The organism is Thauera sp. WH-2, assembly GCF_048321015.1.
Lineage (GTDB): Bacteria > Pseudomonadota > Gammaproteobacteria > Burkholderiales > Rhodocyclaceae > Thauera.
The window spans coordinates 1-23,785 of record NZ_JBLWFG010000010.1 but is presented as its reverse complement, the minus strand read 5'-3'; the positions used below and the strand labels follow the sequence as shown (position 1 = coordinate 23,785).

At 67.9% G+C, this 23,785-nt stretch carries 19 protein-coding genes; 11 read left to right on the top strand and 8 right to left on the bottom strand.

Features of this window, described 5'->3' with window-relative positions:
- The first annotated feature begins 74 nt into the window (after positions 1-74).
- From ACNKW1_RS14220 to tpx, 3 genes are all read left to right on the top strand, one after another.
- Positions 75-935: a phosphonate ABC transporter ATP-binding protein gene (locus ACNKW1_RS14220; RefSeq protein WP_418365259.1), complete on the top strand. Its 861-nt coding sequence runs from the start codon at positions 75-77 to the stop codon at positions 933-935.
- 100 nt (positions 936-1,035) lie between these two features.
- Positions 1,036-3,084, top strand: coding sequence for a PhnE/PtxC family ABC transporter permease (locus tag ACNKW1_RS14215; RefSeq protein WP_418365258.1), 2,049 nt, complete (start codon positions 1,036-1,038; stop codon positions 3,082-3,084).
- A gap of 100 nt (positions 3,085-3,184) precedes the next feature.
- Positions 3,185-3,685, top strand: a complete 501-nt coding sequence (gene tpx, locus ACNKW1_RS14210; protein ID WP_418365257.1) for a thiol peroxidase — start codon at positions 3,185-3,187, stop codon at positions 3,683-3,685.
- A 67-nt stretch (positions 3,686-3,752) separates the two neighbouring features.
- On the opposite strand, the gene ACNKW1_RS14205 is transcribed toward tpx, so the two are convergent.
- The 3 genes from ACNKW1_RS14205 to ACNKW1_RS14195 form a co-directional block, all read right to left on the bottom strand.
- Entirely contained in the window at positions 3,753-5,441 is a 1,689-nt protein-coding gene (locus tag ACNKW1_RS14205; protein ID WP_418365256.1) for a DUF342 domain-containing protein, read from the bottom strand.
- Positions 5,442-5,553: 112 nt separating this feature from the next.
- A complete protein-coding gene (locus ACNKW1_RS14200; RefSeq protein ID WP_418365255.1) occupies positions 5,554-6,063 on the bottom strand; it encodes an LEA type 2 family protein in 510 nt (169 codons plus the stop codon).
- 88 nt (positions 6,064-6,151) lie between these two features.
- Positions 6,152-6,883 carry a type 1 glutamine amidotransferase gene (locus ACNKW1_RS14195; protein ID WP_418365254.1) on the bottom strand — a complete coding sequence of 244 codons (732 nt, stop codon included), beginning with the start codon at positions 6,881-6,883 and terminating at the stop codon, positions 6,152-6,154.
- Positions 6,884-6,977: 94 nt separating this feature from the next.
- Here ACNKW1_RS14195 and ACNKW1_RS14190 point away from each other — a divergent pair, with 94 nt between their 5' ends.
- Entirely contained in the window at positions 6,978-8,861 is a 1,884-nt protein-coding gene (locus ACNKW1_RS14190) for an ABC transporter transmembrane domain-containing protein (RefSeq protein ID WP_418365253.1), read from the top strand.
- Positions 8,862-8,952: 91 nt separating this feature from the next.
- Here ACNKW1_RS14190 and ACNKW1_RS14185 read toward each other — a convergent pair whose 3' ends face one another.
- From ACNKW1_RS14185 to leuA, 4 genes are all read right to left on the bottom strand, one after another.
- Complete coding sequence (locus ACNKW1_RS14185; RefSeq protein ID WP_418365252.1) at positions 8,953-9,846, bottom strand: DNA ligase; 894 nt, start codon at positions 9,844-9,846, stop codon at positions 8,953-8,955.
- A gap of 84 nt (positions 9,847-9,930) precedes the next feature.
- The gene (locus ACNKW1_RS14180) at positions 9,931-11,208 is read right to left on the bottom strand and encodes a diguanylate cyclase domain-containing protein (RefSeq protein WP_418365251.1); all 1,278 of its coding nucleotides are present in this window, start codon (positions 11,206-11,208) and stop codon (positions 9,931-9,933) included.
- Positions 11,186-11,716, bottom strand: a complete 531-nt coding sequence (locus ACNKW1_RS14175; protein ID WP_418365250.1) for a transporter substrate-binding domain-containing protein — start codon at positions 11,714-11,716, stop codon at positions 11,186-11,188. The genes ACNKW1_RS14180 and ACNKW1_RS14175 overlap by 23 nt, the downstream gene beginning before the upstream one ends.
- Before the next feature lie 473 nt (positions 11,717-12,189).
- A complete protein-coding gene (gene leuA / locus ACNKW1_RS14170) occupies positions 12,190-13,902 on the bottom strand; it encodes a 2-isopropylmalate synthase (RefSeq protein ID WP_418365249.1) in 1,713 nt (570 codons plus the stop codon).
- Between the two features lie 171 nt (positions 13,903-14,073).
- On the opposite strand from leuA, the gene ACNKW1_RS14165 reads away from it, so the two are divergent.
- Positions 14,074-14,541 (top strand): Lrp/AsnC family transcriptional regulator, encoded by a 468-nt coding sequence (locus ACNKW1_RS14165; protein ID WP_418365248.1) that lies wholly within the window; start codon positions 14,074-14,076, stop codon positions 14,539-14,541.
- Positions 14,542-14,613: 72 nt separating this feature from the next.
- Here ACNKW1_RS14165 and ACNKW1_RS14160 read toward each other — a convergent pair whose 3' ends face one another.
- Complete coding sequence (locus ACNKW1_RS14160; RefSeq protein ID WP_418365247.1) at positions 14,614-15,447, bottom strand: extracellular solute-binding protein; 834 nt, start codon at positions 15,445-15,447, stop codon at positions 14,614-14,616.
- Positions 15,448-15,570: 123 nt separating this feature from the next.
- On the opposite strand from ACNKW1_RS14160, the gene ACNKW1_RS14155 reads away from it, so the two are divergent.
- From ACNKW1_RS14155 to ACNKW1_RS14130, 6 genes are all read left to right on the top strand, one after another.
- Complete coding sequence (locus tag ACNKW1_RS14155; protein WP_418365246.1) at positions 15,571-16,728, top strand: substrate-binding domain-containing protein; 1,158 nt, start codon at positions 15,571-15,573, stop codon at positions 16,726-16,728.
- Entirely contained in the window at positions 16,719-17,639 is a 921-nt protein-coding gene (locus ACNKW1_RS14150) for a LysR family transcriptional regulator (protein ID WP_418365245.1), read from the top strand. The genes ACNKW1_RS14155 and ACNKW1_RS14150 overlap by 10 nt, the downstream gene beginning before the upstream one ends.
- 158 nt (positions 17,640-17,797) lie before the next feature.
- Positions 17,798-19,108, top strand: coding sequence for a Glu/Leu/Phe/Val family dehydrogenase (locus ACNKW1_RS14145; RefSeq protein WP_418365244.1), 1,311 nt, complete (start codon positions 17,798-17,800; stop codon positions 19,106-19,108).
- 128 nt (positions 19,109-19,236) lie between these two features.
- A complete protein-coding gene (locus ACNKW1_RS14140) occupies positions 19,237-21,120 on the top strand; it encodes a sensor histidine kinase (RefSeq protein WP_418365243.1) in 1,884 nt (627 codons plus the stop codon).
- Positions 21,117-22,460, top strand: a complete 1,344-nt coding sequence (locus tag ACNKW1_RS14135; RefSeq protein WP_418365242.1) for a sigma-54-dependent transcriptional regulator — start codon at positions 21,117-21,119, stop codon at positions 22,458-22,460. Before ACNKW1_RS14140 ends, ACNKW1_RS14135 begins: the two co-directional genes overlap by 4 nt.
- Before the next feature lie 239 nt (positions 22,461-22,699).
- Positions 22,700-23,668, top strand: a complete 969-nt coding sequence (locus ACNKW1_RS14130; protein ID WP_418365241.1) for a TAXI family TRAP transporter solute-binding subunit — start codon at positions 22,700-22,702, stop codon at positions 23,666-23,668.
- Positions 23,669-23,785 lie beyond the last annotated feature (117 nt).

Below are 23,785 nucleotides of genomic sequence, written 5' to 3'. Positions count from 1 at the left end.
GGGCGGGCGGCTGTGGAGCGCTTGTCCGCAGGTGCGGGCAAGCCTCGCGCCCACCGTCCGGTTCATCAGACAGCATGGGTGCGCGCCGCGTGCGTCGCATGCCCTTCATCGATCTCATCATGAACATCGACTCTCCCGACGTTCCGGCGTGTACGCTGCCGCCGGTGCGCCTCGTGGCGGCGGCGGTCGCCTATGGCGGCCAGCGCGTGCTCGATGACATCAGCCTGGACATTGCGCCCGGTGAACGTGTCGCCGTCATCGGCCCTTCCGGGGCGGGCAAGACCACGCTGTTTCGGCTCGTATCGGGGCTGGTCAAGCCTGCGGCCGGGCATGTGCTCACGCTGGGTGAGGATACGCGTCATCTGCGCGGGCGCCGGCTGGCGCGGCTGCGACGGGCGGTGGGTTTCCTGCATCAGCAGGACAACCTGATTCCGCAGTTGCGTGTGGTGCACAACGTGCTCATGGGCCGCCTCGGCCACTGGTCGATCGCACGCGCGCTGCTGTCGCTGTTGTGGCCGCAGCAGATCGAGCGCGCGCGCGCGGCGCTGGTTCGCGTCGAACTCGCCGACAGGCTGTGGGCGCTGCCTGACGAGCTGTCGGGCGGCCAGCAGCAGCGTGTCGCGGTTGCCCGCCTGATCGTTCAGCAACCGAGGCTGGTGCTGGCCGATGAGCCGGTGAGCGCGCTCGATCTGCGCCTCGGCCGCGAGATCATCGGTCTGCTGGGTGAGTTGGCACGGCGCGACGGGGTCACGCTGGTGGTCAATCTGCACACGCTGGATCTGCTCCAAGGCCATTTCGACCGCGTTATCGCCTTACGTGGCGGTCGCCTGTTCTGGCAGGGTGAGCCGGCGCAGATCACGCAGGGAATGTTGCGTGATCTCTACGGTGCCGAGTATCGCGCCTTGCACCTGGACGAGATCGAGGTACCGGCGTGAGCGGATGGACGACCTCAGGGCATCGCGCAGCGTACGCCAGCGTGGCCGCGAGAGGCTCGGCTCCGGATGCTCCCTTGACCGACGCTGTCGGAGGGATGGGATGAGCACGGTCGCGCTGGCTTCGGGAGCGTGCCATGCGCGCCGTCCGCTGGGCCATTTCGTTGCCCTGCTCGCCGTGCTGCTGGCAATGCTGTTGGCCTTCTCTGCAGCGGACTGGGATTGGAGCGCGCTTACGGACGCCGAACGCCGCGCACAGGCTGCGGCGCGCATCGGCGCCTGGCTGGCAGCCTTCGCCCGCCCCGACCTGTCGCCGGACTTCGTGCGCAATGCCATGGATCTGACCCTGCAGACCCTGTCTGCAGCCATTCTCGGCACGGCGCTGGCGGTGATGCTGGCCTGGCCGCTGGCGATGGGGGCGAGCCGTGCCGTGTGCGTCGGCGAGGAGCGTGCCGTAGCCGGTGGCGGCCTGCTCACGCGCCTCTGGCGGAGCCTGCCGCTGCGCTCTCCGGCCGCGCTGCTGTGCGCCGCCTGCCGGCTGGCGCAGGATATCCTGCGTGCCGTGCCGGATTTCGTGTGGGCGATCATCCTGGTGGCGCTGATCGGTCTTGGCCCGCTGACCGGTGCCCTCGCGCTGGCGCTCAACATCACCGGCATCCTCGCCAAGGTGTATAGCGAGCTGTGGGACAGCGTAGACCCGGCGCGCTATGCCCAGGTGCGCAGCCTCGGCGGTGGGCGGCTGGCGACCTTTCTGTACGGCATCCGCCCGCTCGCCTCGCGCAATGTGCTGTCCTTCACGCTGATGCGCGCCGAATGCGCGATCCGCAACGCCGCGGTGATCGGTGCGGTGGGCGGCGGCGGGTTGGGCTCGGAGATCTGGTACCAGGTGCGCTTCGGTGCCTGGGATAAGGTGAGCACGCTGATCCTGTTCACCCTGTTGCTGACGCTGGCGGCGGACCTCGCCAGCAACACCCTCCGTCGCCAGTTGCGCGGTGACTCGTCCCGCCAGGGCGGCGGGGCCTCTTGCGTGGTGGCCGGTCGTGGCGATGGGCTGGGCGATGGACCGCAGTCGCCGGTGTGCGTGGATGCGCTACACCCGGGCCGGGTTGCAAGCGGGTCCATGTCTTCGCCTGTCACGCGGGGGGGCGCCCGTCCGCCGCCGGGTCCCTGGCTGGCTAGCGCACTGGTTGTGCTGGCGTTGCTGTGGTCGCTCTGGTTCATGGGCTGGGGCGACCGGGGGGGAGAGGATGGGGCGGCGCGAAACCATCTTGCGCCCGCCATGGAGCTGCTGAGCGGCGAGGCCTGGGGCAAACTGCGCTTCTTCGAACGCTTGCTGCGGCCCGAACTCGACCTCGCCGCGATCGGCTTTGGTGACCCGGCCAGAGTCAGCGCGCGGGCCGGCGAGGGCAAGGCGGTCGAACTCTTCGCCACCCATGGCGTGCTCGATTTCTGGCGGCCATCGGCTTGGCTCGCCTGGCAGCAGGCACTGCAGAAGTGGTTCGTGTGGCGGGTGTTTGAGTCAGCGGCGATCCCGCTCGCCATCGCGGTGGTTGGTACGATGCTTGGCGTGGCGGCTGCGATCCTGCTGACCTACCCGCACTCGGCCAGTTTCCAGCTGCATGCCGCGCGCTTCAGTGGCGAGACGCCGGCGCCCTGGCTGCGCGTGCTGCGCGCCTTGCAGCTCGCGGCCGCGCGCGCAGCCGCGGTGATCGCACGCGGTGTGCCCGAGGTGATGTGGGCCTTCCTGTGCATCGCCTTCTTCGGTCCGGGCCTGGTAGCGGGCACGCTGGCGATTGCGCTGCACACGCTGGGTGTGCTCACCCGGGTCTTCGGCGAAGCGGTGGACAACCAGCCGTTGCGCCGCTTCGAGCCCACGTGCGGCGCCTCGCGCCTGGCGACCTATGGTCTGGTGGCAGTGCCGCGCGTGTGGCGCGACTGGATGACCTACAGCTTCTTCCAGTTCGAGAGCAACGTGCGCGCAGCGGTGGTGCTCGGACTGGTTGGCGTTGGTGGCCTGGGCTTCCAGTTCAGCTTCAACTTCGAGTGGTTCCGCTTCGAGCGTGCCGGCGCCTACCTGCTGGTGATGGTGCTGCTGACGGTCATGATCGACCGCGGTTCGCGTCTGCTCAAGCTGTCCCGGGTTGGGCGCTGAACGGTCGGGCAGCAGGCAAGGGCTTGGTGTAGGCTAATAGGCGGATCAGCCGGCGCCCGACGAACAAGCCGGTAACCACCTCACCCACAGGAGCAGAAACATGAGCAAAGTAACCCTCGGCGGCAACCCGATCGAAGTGGCGGGCCGTTTCCCGCAGGCCGGCGATGCTGCGCCCGCCTTCAGCCTCACCGGCGCTGACCTGGCGGACGTCGGCCTTGGCGCTTTCGCCGGCAAGCGCAAGGTGCTGAACATCGTGCCCAGCCTGGATACCCCGGTGTGTGCGGCTTCGGCGCGCAAGTTCAATGAGGCCGCTGCCGATCTCGCCGACACCGTGGTGCTGGTCATCTCGGCCGATCTGCCTTTCGCCGCCAAGCGTTTCTGCGAGACTGAAGGCCTGCAGAACGTGCATACGCTGTCGACCTTCCGCAACCCCCAGTTCGCCCAGGACTACGGTGTGGCGATCACCACCGGTCCGCTCGCGGGCGTGACCGCGCGCGCGGTCGTGATCGTGGATGCGAATGACAAGGTCGTCTACGCGCAGCGCGTACCCGAGATCAAGCAGGAGCCGGACTACGCGGCGGCGCTCGCGGCGTTGAAGTAAGCGCATCCGGAGCATCCAGCGCACAGCATAGGACGGGCCCCACGCAGGGCCCGTTGCACGTGTGGGCTCAGCGTTGAAGTGCGGCGGATTCCGGCCGCTGCGGTGCGCCAAGGTGGCTGTCGTCCTCGAGCGGAAACACGCCGAGCTTTTGGTCTGCAAGGCGAACCGTACTCGGTCCGCGGTCGTGTGGGATGCGCAGCGTGTTTTCGCCCATGGCGATGACGCAGCCCTCGTACATCGCACTCTCTGCGTTCACGCGTGCCTGCTGGACCAGCATCAAATGGTGGCGCAGGCCTTCTTCCTCGCCACGCAGGGTTTCAATCTCTGCAGACAGGGTGGCGGCGGTTTCCTCTGCGCGGGCGATGATCTCGGCTGCGATCTTCCCCGGGCTGCGATCGGCCAGGGTGAGCAGCTTGCCGATCTCGAGCAGCTTGTTCTCCCTTTGGTCGCGCGCTGAGGCCTTGTCCTGCACGGCCCGGGCAAGGGCAGGATCGCTGCCGATTTCGATCTCGGTGCGGATGCGGTTCGGGGCGCCGATCACGCGCGCATGCACGGATAGACCGGCACGTGTCAGCCCGCCGACGATGTGACCGCGGCGCTCATGTCCGACGCGGACGTGGTTTGCGGCTTCAAGCTGGCTTTGCATGACCAGATCATCGATGAAGATCGAGTCGCCGGCGCAGATGCGCGCCTGCTGGGCATAGGTGGCGGAGAAGCTGCCTTCGCAGCGGATTGCGTGGGCGTTGGTGTCCTTGGCTGCGCCCTTGGCGCCCAGGCTGCCGACGACCCCGCCTCGCACGACAATGTTTCCGCCAGCCTCCAGGGTTGCGTTCTCGACCGCGCCGCCGATCTCGATGTCGCCGGTCGCGCGCACCGTCATGCCCGCCTGTACGTCGTTGCGTACGCGGACAGTGCCGTCGAAGACGATGTTCCCGGTGGCCATATTTACCGCGTCTACGGTAAACACCGGCTCGACCATGATGCCGCCGCGCACCTTCAGTGGCTGGCCGTCGGTGCTTGCCACGAGCAGGTCGGGGTCGTCAGCTGCGGGCGCCACGCCGCGCAGGCCGGCGGCGAAGACCACGTTGCGACCAGGCTTGGCGGGCACCGGGCGAGCACAGACGCTCAGGCCTTCGGTGCCATTCGTGGGGGGGTGGCGGCGCATCAGCGCATCGCCGGCATGCACCACCAGCACCTCGCCGAGGTCGCGATAGTCGGTGCGTCCGCTGGGGTGCACGCTCGGGACGCGTTCGCGTGTCTCAGGTAACAGGCTCTCGAGCTGCCCGTCCTCACCGGCAACGGGTTCCCGTCCGCGGGCGATGACCAGGTCCTCGGCCTTGCCGGCGGCGATGGTATCCGCGATCGCTTCGTCCAGCACGCCTTCGACGACCCCCTTGCTTGCGAGCAGCGCACGCAGATCGGATTCGGTGGCGGGCTTGCCACCCTTGGGGGGAACGAGGTTCAGGCGCGCGGTGAGCCCATCGAGTGCGACTACGAGCTCGAGGCTGGCATCGACACAATGGGCGATCTCGATCGGCGGCACGGTCTCGCCCGCGTTGTAGCGTGCGATCAGGTGCTTGATCGGCTCGGGCCGGATCTGCAGCTTGCCGTAGCCGGCGGCTTCGAGCCGGCTGCGCAGCCACATCGCGTCGACACGCGGGAAGCGGGCGTCGGGCGCGACGCTGGCGCTGAGCGCCCGCGTGGCCTCGTCCAGCGTCAGGGTCAGTGCAGGCCCGGTGGGGCGGTCGTTGTCCATGCGTTCGGTATGTGTCCCTGTGGAGGGCGGAAGTGTCGCTGCATTCTAGACGCCCCGTGATGAGGTGTTCATGCGCTGGGTCAAACCCGGGTTCCGCAAGACGTGCCGCCGGTCAGCGTGGCGTCTTCAATGGTTCGGGCAGCTTCAGGGTGCCGGAATCCGAAAAACGCATGCTGCCGATCAGCCCGCCGGCGAGCCGGCCGCGCAAGGTGTAGGGTACTTCGGCCTTGCCCTCGCCTTCGATCACTCCCAGCGCCTGACGCACTACTGCGATGGCCGAGACCGACACCGGGATCTCGATCAGCGCCTCGCCGAAACGCGGCACGCTGCCGCTGCGGTCGCTGACGCCGCTGGCGAAGGGGCGATTGTTGAGGTCGAGGTCGAGCGCGATGCCGTCGAAATCGATCGCGCGCTCATTGGGGTTCTGCACACGCAGCTTCACCTTGAAGCGCATCTCCATGCCTTCGCCCGGAATTGGCTCCAGCCCGACGACGTTGATGCGCACCTGCTCCCGATGCGTGAAGCTCGCGCAGCCGGTGAGGCCGGTCAGCAGCAGCGTGCAGAGCGCGAGCAGCAGGGCGCGCAGGAAGGATGGAGGCGCTGCGGGGCTTGCGAAGGACATGGCGGATCTCCCGGAAATGCGGTGTGTGAGCTTGGATCTGCGGGACAGGGTTGCACCATTCTGTCGATCCGTTCTGCATGCTCTGAAGTCATGCGTGTGCTGTGTGTGGCGTGCGTGTGAGCCAGTCGAGCAGGCGATCCATCAAGGCGTGGGTCATGGCGAAGTGATCCGGTGCCCCGTCCAGGATCGTAGCCTCGTCCTGAATCCAGCGCGCCGGCACGAGCTCGTCGCGGCAGTGGTGGACGATCGCGTGCAGGCTTTCGGGCGTCATCTCGAGGTGGAATTGCAGGCCTACCGTGCGTTCGCCGAGCTGGAAGGCCTGGTGTCTGCAGGCGGCGCTGCTGGCGAGCAGTCGAGCGCCAGGCGGCAGGTCAAAGGTCTCGCCGTGCCAGTGCAGCACGGCGGTGCGCGCCGGGAATTCGAAGCGCGGTACCGGCGTGTCCGTGTGATCCGTGCTGCCTGCGGACGTGGCGGCCGCAACCTCGAACCAGCCGATTTCCTTCTCGGCATTGCGATACACGCGTGCACCGTGGGCGCTGGCGATGAGTTGCGCCCCGAGGCAGATGCCCAGCACCGGGCGATTGAGGGCGATTACTTCGGCGATGAAGCGCTTCTCTTCCACCAGCCAGGGGAATTCCGCTTCGTCGTTGACGCTCATCGGTCCGCCCATCACCACCAGCAGTCCGACCTCAGCCGGGTCGGGCAGCGCGGGGGAGGCCCAGAAGCGGGTGTAGCGGATGTCGGCCCCCCGTTGTGCCAGCCATTGGCCGATGTAAGCGGGGCCTTCGAAGGGAACGTGCTGCAGGATGTGCGCTTTCATGAGGGCGGATCGGTGGCGGTGGGTGGGCACTGACCGAAGCATAGCCCAGTGCGGGCGGGCTGTCGGCGAACGGGCGAAGCGGCAATAATTCTGTATGCCCGACACCGATGCCCCCGTTCCGCGCCGAGCGTTCTCCACCCTGCGCGGCCTGCTCCCCTTCCTGCGCCCCTACCGTGGGCGGGTGGCTCTCGCCTTCCTGTTGCTGTGCCTGGGATCGGCAGCGATTCTCGTTGTACCGCTGGCGTTTCGTGACCTGATCGATGCGGGCTTCGGCGGCGTGTCTGCGGCTGGCGTAGCCCGCACCGGGGCAGCGGCGGGCGGAGGGCTGTTCGGCGCGCAAGGTCTGGACGGGCGCTTCGTTGCGCTCTTCGGCCTCGCGGTGTTCTGGGCGGCGGCCGTGGCGGCGCGCTATTACACCGTGTCGTGGATCGGCGAGCGGGTCACCACCGATCTGCGTAGCGCGGTGTACGCGCGTGTGCTGCGCCAGTCACCGCAGTTCTTCGAGACCCTGCAGACCGGTGAGGTGCTGTCCCGGCTCACGGGTGATACGACGCTGGTGCAGACCGTGGTGGGGAGTTCGATCTCGATGGGCCTGCGCAGCCTGTTCCAGTTCGCCGGCGGCATGGTGATGCTGGCGGTCACCAGCGTGCAGCTCTTCGGCCTCATCTTCGGGCTGATGGCCCTGATTGCGCTGCCGATCACCCTCATCGGTCGCCGCGTGCGCAGCCTGTCGCGCGAGGCGCAGGACCGCATTGCCGATGCGTCGGCGCTTGCCGGCGAGATCCTCAACGCCATGCCCACGGTGCAGGCCTTCACGCAGGAGGACAACGAGGCCGCGCGCTTCGCTGCGCGCGCCGAGACCAGCTTCGCCACCGCGGTGCGGCGCACGCGGGTGCGCGCGGTGCTCACCGGGCTGATCATCGCCGCGGTGATGGGCACGATCATCTTCGTGCTGTGGATCGGCGCGCGCCAGGTGCAGGCGGGCGCACTGTCGGTGGGCGAGCTTGGCGCCTTCGTGATCTACGCTGCGCTGGTGGCGGGCGGCGCCGGCACGCTGGCCGAGGTATGGGGTGACGTGATGCGTGCGAGCGGTGCCACCGGACGCCTGCTGGAGCTGCTGCACGCCGAGCCGGCGATCCGCGATGCGGAGATGGCTGCACCGGCGCCGTGGGGGCGGGATTGCCCGCTGCCACGGGATAGGTCTCCGGGCGCATCGACCGTTGCGCAGGCGGATTCGGTTGCGGAGGCTCGAATCGAGCTCGAGCACGTCGTTTTCCGCTACCCCGCGCGCCCGGCTGTGGCGGCGCTCGACGACGTCTCGCTGCAGATCGCTGCAGGCGAGAAGGTCGCGCTGGTCGGCCCGTCCGGTGCGGGCAAGACCAGCCTGTTCCAGCTGCTGATGCGCTACTACGAGGTGTCCGACGGCCGGGTATGCATCGGCGGCCGCGACCTCCGCACGTTGCCCTTGCGCGCCCTGCGCGCGCGTATCGCCATCGTCCCGCAGGACCCGGTGATCTTCTCCGCGAGCGCGCTGGACAATATCCGTTACGGCCGCCCCGACGCCCGTGACGACGATGTGATCGCTGCCGCCCGCGCCGCTGTGGCCGATGAGTTCATCTCCCGCCTGCCCGAGGGCTATGCGACCTTCCTCGGCGAGCGTGGCACCCGGCTCTCGGGCGGCCAGCGCCAACGCATCGCGATCGCGCGTGCGATCCTCAAGGGGGCGCCCATCCTGCTGCTCGATGAAGCTACCAGTGCGCTCGACGCCGAATCCGAGATCCTGGTGCAGCAGGGCCTGGCCGCCGCGATGCAGGGGCGCACCACACTGATCATCGCGCACCGCCTGGCGACGGTGCAGAAAGTGGACCGCATCGTGGTGATGGACGCCGGCCGTATCGTCGAGACCGGCACCCCGGCCGACCTGCGCCGCCAGGGCGGGCTGTACGCACGGCTGGCGGCGCTGCAGCTGGAGGGGTGAGCGGACCAGCGGGTCGCGGGGGCGCCACGTGCACAGATGTTTCATCGAATGCGGGGTCGTGACCCGTATTGGCGCCGCCGATGATCCGCTCTCAGGGGAGTACCCGCTCTCGAAGAAAGCGTGGGAAGCGCGGCTGGCCGCCCGGGGTGAGTTCGCGGTAGCGATAGGTGACGAGCGCACCGAGCGGCGGCGGTGCGGCGCGCAGGGCGTCGGTGAGGCCGCTGCCGATACGAAAGCGGCGGCCGTCATCGGTCTCGACGAGCAGTGCGCCGACCTTGCCCTGGAGTCGGCCCTTGCCGGGAACGTAGCCGATGACGCGTGCCTCGGCGTCAAGCCAGGGCGTGAGCTTACGTAAGGCGGCGCTGCGACCGGGCTCCCACTGCGCGTCGGCACGGTGGAGCATCAGCCCTTCGCCGCCACCGGCCAAGGTCTCCTCGAGCATGCGCTGCAAGGCAGCGCGGTTGGCTATGCGCTGCTGCGGCACCAGTTGCAGCCAGGGGCACGCGGTGCTGGCGACGATCTGCCGCAGCGCCTGTAGCCGGGTGCTGAAATCGCCCGCGCCGCCGGGCTGGTCGAAGAGCATGTAGCGCACGTGGCGCCAAGCGGGGTCATGCGGATCCTCGCGGCGGATCAGGCCTGAGAGTGCGTCGAAATTTCGGCGGTCGATCCAGAGTTCGCCGTCCAGCGGCGTTGCGGGCAGCGCGGCGATGAACCACGCGGGGGTGACGATTTCGCGCCCGCTGCGAAAGCGTAGCCGTTGTCCGTCCCACAATGCGCGCACGCCGTCGAGCTTCTCGCTGATCCAGTAACCGGCGGGGTCGAGCTTTCCGTCGTCATGCAGCGCGAGCATTGCCGGCGGTGCGCTGGCCTGCACGGCGTCTGTGGCCTGGGCGAAACCGGCGGTCGGCAGCAGGCAGGTGGCGATGGCCAGGGCGCAGAGGCCGGGACCGATGCGTGCTCGGAACGTGGCGATGGAAGCGCACATGACAGAGTCTCTGTAAATGACGAACGCATTGTAGGAGACGGTGGGCGATGCTGCCAGCGCGGCCTCTGCGGTGCGAGTGCTGGATCAGCGTGCGTGCGCGATCTGCTTTTCCCGGTACATCGCGCAGTCCGCACGTTGCATCAACGCTGGGGCGCTGTCGCCATCGCGCGGATACAGCGCGACACCGATGCTGCCCGAGATGATGATGCGCTGACCGTGGATGTCGAAGGGGCTGGCCAGGGCGGTGTGCAGCTTGCCGGCGACGTTGTCGGCGTCCTCGTCGGCTGCGATCATCGGCAGCAGTACGACGAACTCGTCGCCGCCGATCCGAGCTGCGGTGTCGGACTCGCGCACCAGGCCCTGCAGACGCTGGGCGACTGCTTGCAGAAGGGCGTCGCCGATGTCGTGGCCGTACCGGTCGTTGACCGGTTTGAAGCCATCCAGATCGATGAACAGGACCGCCAGCAGATGATGGTTGCGCTGGGCGGCGGCAAGCGCACGTTCGAGGCGCTCGAACAGCAGTGCGCGGTTGGGTAGACCGGTGAGCGTGTCGTGCTGCGCGAGGTGCTTGATCTTCTCCTCTGCTTCGATTCGCGCAGTGATGTCGTTGACGATGTTCAGGGTTGCGGGCCGCTCGTTCCAGCGGATCGACACGCCGCTGGTTTCTGCCCACAGCAGGCGGCCCGATTTGTGTACGAGCCGCAGCGGATAGCGCTGCTCAGCTTCCTCTCCGGTGATACGCCTGGTGTGGTTCTCGCGCGCACGCTGCTGGTCGTCTGGGTGGATCAATCCTTCTATGGCGTCGATCCGCGCCAGTTCGCGCATGTTGTAGCCGACGAGTTCGTGGAAGGCCGGATTGCAATACACCACCCGCTCGTCCTGCACCACGATGATGCTCTCGTGCGCCATTTCCACCAGCGAGCGGTAGCGCTCCTCACTCTCCTTGAGCGCCTGCTCTGCGCGCTGGCGCGCTGCAATATCCTCGCCCAACTGTTTGCCGAGTGCGGCCAGGCGCTGGTTCACCCCACGCAGGTGCCGGATCCAAAGATAGGCCAACAGCAGCAAGAGGAAGAAGCCTGCGCTGATCCGGAGGAGGAGGAGGCGGTCAACCCCGGATGCAACATCGATCGCGACGTGCCGGTTGACGATCTCGTCGACCTCCTCTGGCGTCAGGGATGCGATTGCGGCGTCGAGCGCGGCAAGCAGCTCCGGGCGCTTGCCGACGATGCCGATGCGCATGCGGTTGCCGTACGCGGGTACCCCGCCGGCGATCCTGAGGTTGAACCAACCTTCGGTCTTGATCGTGTGTGCGACGATGGTGAGGGCACGCAGGGTGAGTTCAGCTTCGCGCTGCTCGACCATGCCGAGGGCTTCCGCCTCCGAGCGAGGCGACCGGCAGGATACGCAACCCGGGGAAGTCACGTCCGACCTGCTCGATGATCGAGGTCGCCGTAGGTAGCGCGATCATCGTCCCGGCGGGCAGGTCCGCCAGGCTGGCGATGTCCGGGTGTTCGGCGCGGGTGATGATGACGTTGCGGTCGAAGAAGTATGGGCGGGTGAAACTGAGCCAGCCCGCTCGCTCCGGCGTCTCGTTGAGGAAGGAAAGGGCGTCGCACTTGCCGGTACGGGCCAGTGACAGACTCTCATCCCAACTGGTGCTTTGGACGATGCTCAGGCGCAGGCCGGCACGTGCCGCGATCAGCCGGGTCAGGTCGGCGGCGATGCCGCGATGGCGGCCCTGTTCGTCCAGCCATTCATAGGGAGCCCAGTCGGGATCGATGCACAGGCGCACGTTTGCGCCCTCGCCCGCCGCGGTGGCGGATGGGCCCGGCTCGGCGCCGATTGCCAGCTTGAATGCGACGGCAAACATCAGTCCAAGAAGCAGGGCGCACAAGCGTTTTCGAGCACCATACCGTGCGCGTGCGCTTGGGGCTGAACGGTTGCTTGTCGAGGCCGCCGCTCGCGGGTTCGTTGTCGGGAACGGCTTGGGGGATGCCCAGCAGGGGGAGACGCGAGGAGTCACGGGGGATGAGGTGGTGGATTCGCGCGCACAGCCGCTCTGCCGGCCCGGCATGGTTGTCCGGCAGGTGGTCGCGCTCGTCCGGATTGTGCCATTCGCCCGAAACCACCCGGTAGTGTGCTTTTACACACAGGCTAAAAAATACTCGTGATGGCCCTACCTGACCTTGGTAGCGATGATCGGGGAGGTCGCGGGGCAACGGCTGGGGCAACGACCCGTCTGAACGGAGGGCGCCGGTGACTGCGTTCTTTTTTCATGCCCTGGGCACGTTCCTGCCCAGGGGGCGTTCGGGATGGGGCGCGCAGAAGCGCCCGCCGCGCGCTTCAGGCCGCCTTTTCTGCCGGCGCCTCTGCGCGCGCCGGCTGCAGGCGATTGATGCCGCTGATGATGGCGCGGATCGAGGCGGTGACGATGTTGCCGTCCACCCCCACGCCGTAGCGGTCGCCGCCTTGCCCGCCTGCCTCGGTGAGCTCGAGGAAGGCGCAGGCCTGGGCGTTGCCGCCGTCCTCGCTGGGGGTGATCGAGCGCTCCTCGAAGCTGCGCACCTGGACGTCAATGCCGGCGCCGCGCAAGGCGTGGATGGCGGCGTCGATCGGGCCATTGCCCTCGCCTACGAGCAGGTGTCGGGTGCCGCCGATCTCCACCACCAGGCGGATGCCCTGTGCCTCGCCGTGCTCGAACAGATGGTGCTCGACGTAGCGCACCGGCGTGACGGTGTCGAGATAAGTGCTGCGGAAGAGGTTCCAGATTGCCGACGCCGACATTTCGCCGCCGCTGGCGTCGGTGACCTGCTGCACCTCGCGCGAGAACTCCACCTGCAGGCGGCGCGGCATTGCGATGCCGTACTCGGTCTCGAGCAGGTAGGCGATGCCGCCCTTGCCGGACTGGCTATTCACCCGGATCACGGAGTCGTAGCTGCGGCCGACGTCGGCGGGGTCGATCGGGAGGTAGGGTACGTTCCACGGTGCATCCGCCTTGTGGGCGGTGAATCCCTTCTTGATGGCGTCCTGGTGGGAGCCGGAGAAGGCCGTGAATACGAGATCCCCCACATAGGGGTGGCGTGGGTGGATGGGCAACTGGTTGCAGTACTCGACGGTGCGTGCAACCGCGTTGATGTCGGAGAAGTCGAGCCCGGGCGACACGCCCTGCGTGTACATGTTGAGCGCGAGGGTGACGATGTCTACGTTGCCGGTGCGCTCGCCGTTGCCGAACAGGCAGCCTTCGACGCGGTCGGCGCCGGCCATCATGCCGAGCTCGGCGGCGGCGATGCCGCTACCGCGGTCGTTGTGCGGGTGGAGCGAGAGCACGACGCCGTCACGGCGCGCGAGGTTACGGTGCATCCACTCGACCTGGTCGGCGTAAACGTTGGGCGTCGACACCTCGACGGTGGCCGGGAGGTTGAGGATGACCTTGTTGTCCGGCGTCGCGCCCCATTCCGCGGTGACGGCGTCGCAGACTTCCTTGGCGAAGTCGAGCTCGGTGGCGGAGAAGGTCTCCGGGCTGTACTCGAGGCGGATCTCGGTGCCGCACTCCGTCCTCATTTGCTCGCCGATCTGCTTGATGAGCCGTACCGCCGACACCGCGAGCGCCACCACCTGCGGCTTCTGCATGCCGAACACGACCTCGCGGAAGGTGGGCGAGGTGGCGTTATAGACGTGGATGATCGCCCGCGGCGCGCCGCGTACCGACTCCATGGTGCGGCGGATGAGGTCCTCGCGCGCCTGGGTGAGCACCTGAATGGTGACGTCCGCCGGGATGTGACCGCCCTCGATGAGGGTGCGCACGAAGTCGAAGTCGGTCTGCGAGGCGGACGGAAAGCCCACCTCGATCTCCTTGAAGCCGATGTCGCACACGGTGCGGAACATGCGCATCTTGCGCTCGACGTTCATGGGCTCGAACAGCGCCTGGTTGCCGTCGCGCAGGTCGGTGCTCATCCAGATCGGGGCGCGGTCGATGACCTTGTTCGGCCACTGGCGGTCGGCGAGCGCGATCGGGGCGAAGGGGCGGTATTTGGCGGCGGGATTCTGCAACATCATGGCGCGGTCCTCGGGGGGCGTGGCGTTATTCGATGGACGAAAGTTTACGCGGCCAGCTGAGGCAGACGATTGCGTTGTTGCGCTGCAAAAGGGTATCTTTGCGCAGAAAGATTTACGAATTTGAGTTTTCGCGCAAGAATGTGCGTCACATGTGAAATGGGGCGCCCGATAATGCAACTCGACCGCTACGACCGTCAGATTCTGGGCCTGCTGCAGCAGGATGGCCGTATCAGCAACCAGGAGCTCGCGGATCGCATTGCGCTCTCGCCCTCGGCCTGCCTGCGCCGGCTGCGCGCGCTGGAGGAGTCCGGCTTGGTGATCGGCTACCGTGCGCTGCTCGATGCGAAGAAGCTCGGTCTGTCGCTGATGGCGCTGATCCACATCTCGATGGACCGCCATACGCCGGAGCGCTTCGCTCACTTCGAGGCGGAGGTCGAGAAGATCCCGCAGGTGCTCGAATGCCTGCTGATCACTGGCCAGGACGCCGACTACCAGCTGAAGGTCATCGTCGCCGACATGGACGGCTACCAGGAACTGCTGCTCAACCGCATCACCCGCATTCCTGGGGTGACCGGGGTGCATTCGAGCTTCGTGCTGCGGCGGGTGATCGACAAGACGGCGCTGCCGGTCCGGGGATGAACGGCTCCGCGCAGAAACGAAATGGCCGCGAGCATTGCCCGCGGCCGTCGCGTTCTCGGCTGTCCGCCGTGCTTACTTGCCCGCGTTCGGGAAGAACAACTGCTCGCCTTCGATCTTGTACGACGCGATCGCGTCCTGCCCGGCAGGTGACACTACCCATTCCACGAACTTGCGCGCCTCGGCCGTCTTCACATGTGGGTGGCGTTCCGGATTCACCACCATCACGCCGTACTGGTTGAAGAGGCGGGTGTCTCCCTCGACCAGCACCGCGAGGCCTGCGCGGTTCTTGAAACTGAGCCAGGTGCCGCGGTCGGCGAGCACGTAGGCGCCGCTCGATGCCGCCATGTTCAGCGCCGGACCCATGCCGCAGCCGCATTCCTTGTAGCCGGCGCCCTTGTTGTCGACCCCGGCGGCCTTCCAGTAGCGCAGCTCGGCGGCGTGCGTGCCGCTCTTGTCGCCGCGCGACACGAAATTGCCGTTGGTGGCGGCCAGCTTCTGCAGGGCGGCGGTGATGTCCTTGCCGTGGGTGCCGGCCGGGTCGTCCTTGGGACCGATCAGTACGAAGTCGTTGTACATGACCTTGCGGTGCTCGATGCCGTGGCCTTCGTCGACGAACTTCTGCTCCGCTGCGGCGTCGTGCACGAACACCACGTCCGCATCACCGCGGCGGCCGACGTCCAGGGCCTGGCCGGTACCGAGCGCAACGACCTTCACGTCGATGCCGGCAGCCTGTTTGAACTGCGGCAGAATGTGCCCGAAAAGGCCGGACTGCTCGGTCGACGTGGTCGAGGCGACGACGATGGAGGGGCCTTCGGCCTGCGCGGACAACGGCAGCAGCGCGAGCAGGCTGGCGGCTGCAGCGGTGCGGAGGTGCTTGCGCGACAATGCTGCGAGTAGGGACGTCATGTGGGTGTCTCCTTTGGTTAGCTCCGGGGTGGGCGCTGGTTTTCCTGGGGCTGTGGCATTGCCCGGCGTCCTCGTGTTGCGCCAATCTATGGAGCCTGGAAACCGCGATCAATATGAAAAGAAATGCATAGGATCAGCCTCAATTACACGCTCGGGACCGAAGCCGCACCGGCGCTGATCCGCAATCCGCTGCTCGATCTGCTACAGGCGGTCAGCGACCAGGGGTCGATCTCGGCCGCCGCGCGCCAGCTCGGCCTGTCGTATCGCCACGTCTGGGGTGAGCTCAAGCGCTGGGACGCGGCGCTCGGCCAGCCCCTGATCCTGTGGGAGAAGGGCCAGGCCGCGCGCCTGACCGACTTCGGCGCCAAGCTGCTGTGGGCCGAGCGCCAGGCCCAGGCGCGCCTGTTGCCGCAGATCGAGGCCTTGCGCGCTGACCTGGAGCGCGCCTTCGCCGTGGCCTTCGACGAAAGCGCGCATGTGCTCACCTTCCATGCCAGCCACGATGAGGCGCTCGTGGCGCTCGCCGAGCATGCGCGCCAGGCGCGACTGCATCTGGACATCCGCTTTTCCGGCAGCGTGGACGCGATTCGTGCGCTCAACGAGGGGCGCTGCGAAATGGCGGGCTTTCATGTGCGCATCGCGCCCGCCCAGGGTTCGCTGACGCAGCGCACCTATAAGCCGCTGCTGCGCCCCGGGCGGCACAAGCTGATCGGCTTTGCGCGCCGCAGGCAGGGCTTGATCGTGGCGCCCGGCAATCCGCTCGGGCTCGAGACCTTGACCGACCTGGCCGACAAGGGCGCGCGCTTCGTCAACCGCGCGCTGGGTACCGGCACCCGCGTGCTATTGGACGAACTGCTGGCCGAGGCGGGGATCGCCCCCGAGCGCATCCGCGGATACGCCGAGGTCGAGCCTTCGCATGCTGCGGTGGCGCGCGCAATCGCCACCGGGCGCGCGGATGCGGGTTTCGGTATCGAGGCCGGGGCGCAGGCGCTGGGGCTGGATTTCGTGCCGCTGGCCGAAGAGCAGTATTTCCTCGCGTGCCTCAAGAGCAGCCTGGCGCAGCCGGCGACGCAGGCCCTGCTCGATCTGCTGCGTACCGGGGCCTGGCAGCACAGCTTGTCCGCCCTGCCCGGCTACACGCCCGCGCGCAGCGGCGAGGTGCTGGCGATGAACCGCGAACTGCCGTGGTGGCGGTTCCGTCCGCGTGCCGTCGAGCATGCGGAGCGCGGGCCGCACGGCCATGGCCCTGCACCGGGCGCGGAGGTGGGCGGATGGAGCTGAAATGGCTGGAGGATTTTCTCAGCCTCGCCGAGACCGGCAGCTTTTCGCGCTCGGCCGAGCAGCGCCACGTGTCGCAGCCCGCCTTCTCGCGCCGCATCCGCGCGCTGGAGGCCTGGCTGGGTGCGCCGCTGGTCGATCGCAGCGCCTACCCGACGCAGCTCACCGCAGCGGGTGAGGCCTTCAAGGGCCCCGCGGCCGATCTCATCAGCCGGCTGCACTCGGCGCGTGCGCTGGCGCGCGGCCTGCAGCCGGTGGCCGGCGGCGTGCTCGCCTTCGCGGTGCCGCACACGCTCGCCTTTGCCTTCTTTCCGGCCTGGCTGGCGCGGCTGCGGCAGGACTTCGGCGCCGTGCCCACGCGGTTGATGGCGGGCAACGTGCATGACGTGGTCAGCAGCCTGGTCGAGGGCGGCTGCGACCTCCTGCTCTGCTACCACCATCCGGCCTACCCGGTGTGGCTGGACCCCGCGCGCTTCGACGGGCTCAAGCTCGCCACCGAGGCGGTGCGGCCCTATCTGCCGCGCAGTCTCGCCGCGAGCGGACGCTGGCGGTTGCCGGGCACGCCCGCAGCGCCGATTCCCTTCCTGCGATACGGACCGAACACCTACCTGCGCCGGATGGTCGACACCATCCTCGATCGCGCCGGCCAGCCCGCACATCTGGCGTTGCAGTACGAATCCGACATGGCCGAGAGCCTCAAGGCGATGCTGCTCGCCGGCCACGGCCTCGCGTTCCTGCCCGAGAGCGCGGTGGCGCGCGAGCTGGCGCGCGGCGAGATCGCGCCCGCCGGCGATGCGCGCTGGACGCTGGAGATGGAGGTGCGGCTGTACCGCGACCGCGCCAACACCCGGCCCGAGCTGCTGCGCCTGTGGGCGTACCTGACGGGCGCCGTGGAAGGTGGCGATCGGGGGTGACGGGGTGACCACGGGGGGCGACGCCCCCGGGTGGGTGAGCCCCAAGCGGCGGCATCCAAAGGTTATGCGTTGAACGCATGACCTGATGATCCAACGGCATCCACCCTGCGCGGCGGGGACAACAGAATGTGCGCTTCCCCACCCCGGAGACACCGCACATGAGCGCCACCCCCCCGAACCCCGCCTCCTTCGACAAGCTGGGCGGCCTGTCCTACCTCAACCCGGCCGCGCCCGAACCCTGGGCCAGCTTCGTGCAGCAGATCGAGCGTGTGCGCCCCTACCTCGGCTCGCTCGAGCGCTGGGTCGAGACCCTGATCCGCCCCAAGCGCACGCTGATCGTGGATGTGCCGATCGAGCGCGACGACGGCACCGTTGCCCACTTCGAGGGCTACCGCGTGCAGCACAGCCTGTCGCGCGGCCCGGGCAAGGGCGGTGTGCGCTTCCACCCCGACGTGACGCTCAATGAGGTGATGGCGCTCGCCGGCTGGATGACCATCAAGAACGCCGCGGTCGGCCTGCCCTTCGGCGGCGCCAAGGGCGGCATCCGCGTCGACCCCAACAGCGTCAGCAAGGGCGAGCTACAGCGCATCACCCGGCGCTACACCTCCGAGATCGGCGTGATCATCGGCCCCGATCGCGACATCCCGGCGCCGGACGTTGGCACCAACGCGATGACCATGGCGGTGATGATGGACACCTTCTCGATGAACCGCGGCGGCACCGCCACCGGCGTCGTCACCGGCAAGCCGATCGCGCTCGGCGGCAGCCTGGGCCGCCAGGAAGCCACCGGCCGCGGCGTGTTCATCACCGCGCGCGAGGCCGGCCGCACGATCGGCCTGCAGATCGACGGCGCGCGCGTGGTCGTGCAGGGCTTCGGCAACGTCGGCGGCATCGCCGCGCGCCTGTTCCACGAGGCCGGCGCGCGCGTGCTGGCGGTGGCCGACCATACCGCGACCTTGGCCAACGAGCACGGCATCGACATCCCCGCGGCGCTCGCGCACGTGGCCGCGAACGGCGGGCTCGCCGGCTTTCCGGGCGCCGCGCCGATCGACATCGAGGACTTCTGGCAGATCGAGTGCGACTTCCTCGTCCCGGCTGCGCTCGAGGGCCAGATCACCCCGGCGCGCGCCGAGCGCATCCGCACCCGTATCGTCGTCGAAGGCGCCAATGGTCCGACCACGCCGGCGGCCGACGATGTGCTGCGCGAACGTGGCGTGCTGGTGGTGCCCGACGTGCTGGCCAACGCCGGCGGCGTGACTGTGTCCTATTTCGAGTGGGTGCAGGACTTCTCGAGCTTCTTCTGGACCGAGGAGGAGATCAACGAGCGCCTCGAGCGCCTGATGGTCAACGCCTTCGCCGCGATCTCGCACGTGGCTGCCGACAAGAAGGTGTCGCTGCGCACCGCGGCTTTCATCATCGCCTGCCATCGCGTGCTCGAAGCGCGCGCCGAGCGCGGCCTCTACCCCTGATCGCAATGCCGCCTCCCTTCATGCGGGGGCGGCGGGCGGCCTCGGGCCTGGCGTTGTCGCCGATCGGGGCCGCTGCGGGTATGCTCTCGGTCGGCCCGTTCGGGCGTGGTCGGGGACGGAGGGCAGGCTTGATCGAACGCGGAGTGAGGCGCCGGGAATGGCTCGGGCAGCGTGTCTGGCTGGCGCTGGCCCTGTGCTGCGTGTTCGCCGCGGCCGTGCAGGCCTACCGCATCAGCGAGCGGCTCGGCGCCGAACGCATGCGTGTGGAGGCCAATCATCGGCTGGAACTGCTCGCTGCGGCGGTCGATAGCATCATCCTGCGGCTTGAGCACATCCCCGGCACGCTCGAGCTCAACCCGGACCTTCGCGCCTGGCTGTTGGCGCCCGGCGACCCTGTGCTGGCGGCGCGGGTGCAAGCCTTCCTGCATGCGCTCAACGATCAGGTCGGCGCGCGCCTGATCTACCTGCTCGATGCCGATGGCCGGCTGCTGGCTGCGGCGGGTCGTGACACCTCGGCCGCTGCGCCGGGCGAGGACCTGTCCTTCCGCAGTTATTTCCGCTGGGCCCGGGGGGGGCTCACCGGGCGTGACTTCTCCGTGGGGGAGGCAGGCGAGGATGCGGGGTATTTCGTCTCGCGTCCGATCCGCGACGGTGAGGAGGTCGTCGGTGTCGTGGCGGTCAAGATCGATCTGGGGGTGCTGCAGCAGGCCCTTGAGGCGCTCGAGGAGCCCGCGCTGATCGCGGACAGCAATGGAGTCGTGATCATGAGCGCAGTCAGTGGCTGGCGCTACAGCGCACTCGAGCCGATGAGTGCGCTCGCCCATGCTACCGCGCGGGCCAGCCGGCTCTACGACGACGAGGAGATCGTGCCCTTTGTCGTCCCGCTGCCCCTGCGTACCGGGAGCCCCCCTGAGGAGGCGACTCTGCCCGCCCTGGTGCTGACCGCAGACGGCGCCGGCCGGCTCGACGCCGCACGTTATCGGGTGGTGCTCAAGCTGCTCGAGCGCACGGGCTGGCGCGTGGTCCTGTTCTCGAATCTGCGCAGCCTGCGTGCCGAAGCGTTCAGCCATGCAGCGCTGGTCTTCAGTGCGGGCACGGTCCTGCTCATGGCATTGGCCTATCTGCTGCAGCGGCGTCGTATCGTGCGTCAGAAGCTTGCTACCCAGGCACTGCTTGCAGAGGCCAACCGCGTTCTCGAGACCACCGTCGAGCGCCGTACGCGTTCGCTGCGCGAAACCAATGAGCGCCTGCAGCGTGAAGTCGCCGAACGTAAGGCGGCCGAGGCGGAACTGCGCACTGCACAGGACGAACTCGTCCATGCCGCCAGGCTCGCCGCGCTCGGGCAACTGGCCACGGGCATTACCCACGAGCTGTCGCAGCCGCTGGGCGCGCTGTCCACGCTCAACGACAATGCCGCCGAGTACCTGCGCCGTGGCGCCACAGACAAGGCGGCGCGCAATCTGGAACTGGTCGCCGAGATGGTGGGGCGCATGGATGGCATCATCACGCCGCTGCGCGACTTCGCCCGCAAATCGCCCGCTCAGCCGGGCGAGGTCCGGCTGAGCGAAGCGGTTGACGCCGCCCTGCGCCTGGTCGATCACCGGCTGCAGAAACAGGGTGTGGAGGTGGTGGCCCGGGTACCGGCGACGGCGCGGGTCTGGTGTGACCGTGGCCGCCTGGAGCAGGTGCTGGTCAATCTGTTCGGCAATGCGGCGGACGCGATGGAGGGGTGCCCGACGCGCAGGCTGACAATCGAGATCGAGGGTGTCGCCGACTGGCCCGACGCGATCGTGGTCAGCGACACAGGGAGGGGCCTCGCCGAAGGCGTGCGTGCACGCCTGTTCGAACCCTTCTTCAGCACCAAGCCACGGGGCGTTGGTTTGGGCCTTGGGCTGGCGATATCCCGCGACATCGTGCACGAGTTCGGCGGCACGTTGAGCGCGCGCAACGGCGAGGGTGGCGGGGCGAGCTTTCGTATCGGTTTGCCGCCGCACAAGGAGGACAAGGCATGAGCGAACACGCGGTTCTGCTCGTGGAGGACGACCCGCATCTGCGTCTCGGTTGCGAGCAGGCCTTCGAGATCGCGGGTATTCCGGCAGTTGCCGTGGGCTCGGCGGAAGAGGCGCGCCGTCACCTTGACGGCGCGGGGGTCGATGTCGTGGTGACTGATATGCGCCTCCCCGGCGAGGATGGCATGAGCCTGCTGCAATCGCTGCAGAGCCGGGATGAGAGCTTGCCGGTGATCATGATCACCGGCCACGGTGGCGTCAGTCATGCGGTGGAGGCGATGCGTGCCGGTGCCTACGATTTCATCACCAAGCCCTTCGCCTCGGCCCACCTGCTGGACGTGGTGCGGCGCGCCCTGGAGAAGCGCCGCCTGAGCCGCGAGGTTCAGCAGTTGCGCAGCCAGCTCGCACAGCGTGCGGGTGCAGGGCAGTACCTGATTGGCCAATCGCCGGCCATGGTGAAGCTGCGCGAACTGGTGACCAGCCTCGCCGACAAGGATGTGGACGTCCTGGTGCATGGCGAAACCGGCACCGGCAAGGAGCGGGTGGCGCGCTGCCTGCACGAGCTCGGTCGGCGCGCGCGCGGGAACTTCGTCGCGATCAACTGCGGCGGTCTGCCCGAGCATCTGCTCGACAGCGAGCTGTTCGGGCATGAGGCCGGCGCCTTCACCGGTGCGGCGCGTCGGCGCGTGGGGAAAATCGAACATGCCAGCGGCGGCACGCTCTTCCTCGACGAGATCGAGAGTATGCCGGTGCAGGCGCAGATCAAGCTGCTGCGCGTACTTCAGGAGCGCTGCCTGGAGCGCCTGGGCGGCAATCAGCTGGTTCCGGTAGATACCCGCATCGTGGCGGCCACCAAGGACGACCTGCGCCAGCGCGCGGACGAGGGCAGCTTCCGCGAGGATCTGTACTACCGCCTCAACGTGGTCATGATCGAGCTGCCGCCCCTGCGCGAGCGGCGCGAGGACATTCCGCTGCTGTTCCAGCATTTCCTGCAGCAGTCCGCGCAGCGCCATGACCTGCCGGTGCCCGAGTGCCCGCCCGAGCTGATGCAGCGCTTGCTTGCCCATCCCTGGCGCGGGAACGTGCGTGAACTGCGCAACATGGCGGACTGCATGGTGCTCGGGATCCGTCGCGAGGTGCTGGCGGAGGCCGACAGGGATGCGGTCGACCCGCCCTCGCTGGCCGAGGCGGTGGACGCCTTCGAGCGCAGCCTGATCGCTGCGGCACTGGCGCGTTGCGACGGCAACCTCACGCGCGCGGCTGCCAGCCTGCGTGTGGCGAAGACCACGCTGTTCGACAAGCTGCGCCGGCATGGGCTCGAGGGTGGTTCGATCGGGCGCTGACGGGCGCGATCGCGCGGCGCCTGCGTTCGGTTTTTCGGACGTCGCCAGGTCGATTTGTCCGAAAAACCGAACGCGGGACGGCGCATGGATTGAAAAACCGTTTCAATTCATTAATTTGTTTTTCTTCTGCCTGGCACGTTCGGTGCTAAGTATTTCCTCCGTGGGTTGCGGCATGGTGCCGCAGCTCATCGCATGCCCGAAGCACAACAGGGCAGGGATTCTTACAGGAGGAGTACACAATGAAAAAATTGAGCGCAATCGCCGCTGCCTTCGCCCTTGTGGGCACGATGGGTGCAACGCCCGCCGTCGCGCAGCAGCAGTTCGTCACCATCGGCACCGGGGGCGTGACCGGCGTGTATTACGCCGCCGGCGGCGCGATCTGCCGCCTGATCAACAAGGACCGCGCCCAGCACGGGTTGCGCTGCTCGGTGGAGAGCACTGGCGGCTCGGTGTACAACGTCAACACCATCAAGGCCGGTGAGCTCGACTTCGGCGTTGCCCAGTCCGACGTGCAGTACAACGCAGTCAAGGGCCAGGCCCAGTTCGCCGATTCCGGACCGGTCGCGGACCTGCGCGCGGTCTTCTCACTGCACCCGGAGCCGCTGACCGTGCTTGCGCGCAAGGAAGCGGGCGTGAGCACGATGGAGGGCTTCAAGGGCAAGCGCTTCAACATCGGCAACCCGGGCTCGGGCCAGCGCGCCACCATGGAAATGCTGATGCCGGCGCTGGGCATGAGCAAGGATGACTTCTCGCTTGCCTCCGAGCTCAAGCCCGACGAGCACGGCGCTGCCCTGTGCGACAACAAGATCGACGGCTTCGCCTACGTCGTCGGCCACCCGGCCGCCAACATCCAGGATCCGACCACCACCTGCGGCGCCAAGCTGGTGAACGTGACCGGTCCCGGCGTCGACAAACTCGTCGCGGAGCTGCCGTACTTCGCCAAGGTCACGGTGCCGGGCGGCATGTATGCCAACAATCCGAACCCGACGGAGACCTTCGGCGTGGTCGCGAGCTTCGTAACCTCGGCCAAGGTGCCGGCGGAGACGGTGTACACCATGGTCAAGGCCGTGTTCGACAATTTCGAAGACTTCAAGAAGCTGCATCCGGCCTTCGCCAACCTCCAGCCCGAGCACATGGTCAAGGATGGCCTCTCGGCGCCGCTGCATGAGGGCGCGGTGAAGTACTACAAGGAAAAGGGCTGGATGTAAGCCCTGAATAGCCTGCGGCCTTGGGGCCGCAGGCCGTTTCGTTTGTCCCGGCGCCTGCGGGCGCGTGCTCGGACCGTGTCGAGCCCTGAAGGGTGCACAACATGACTGATAACAAAG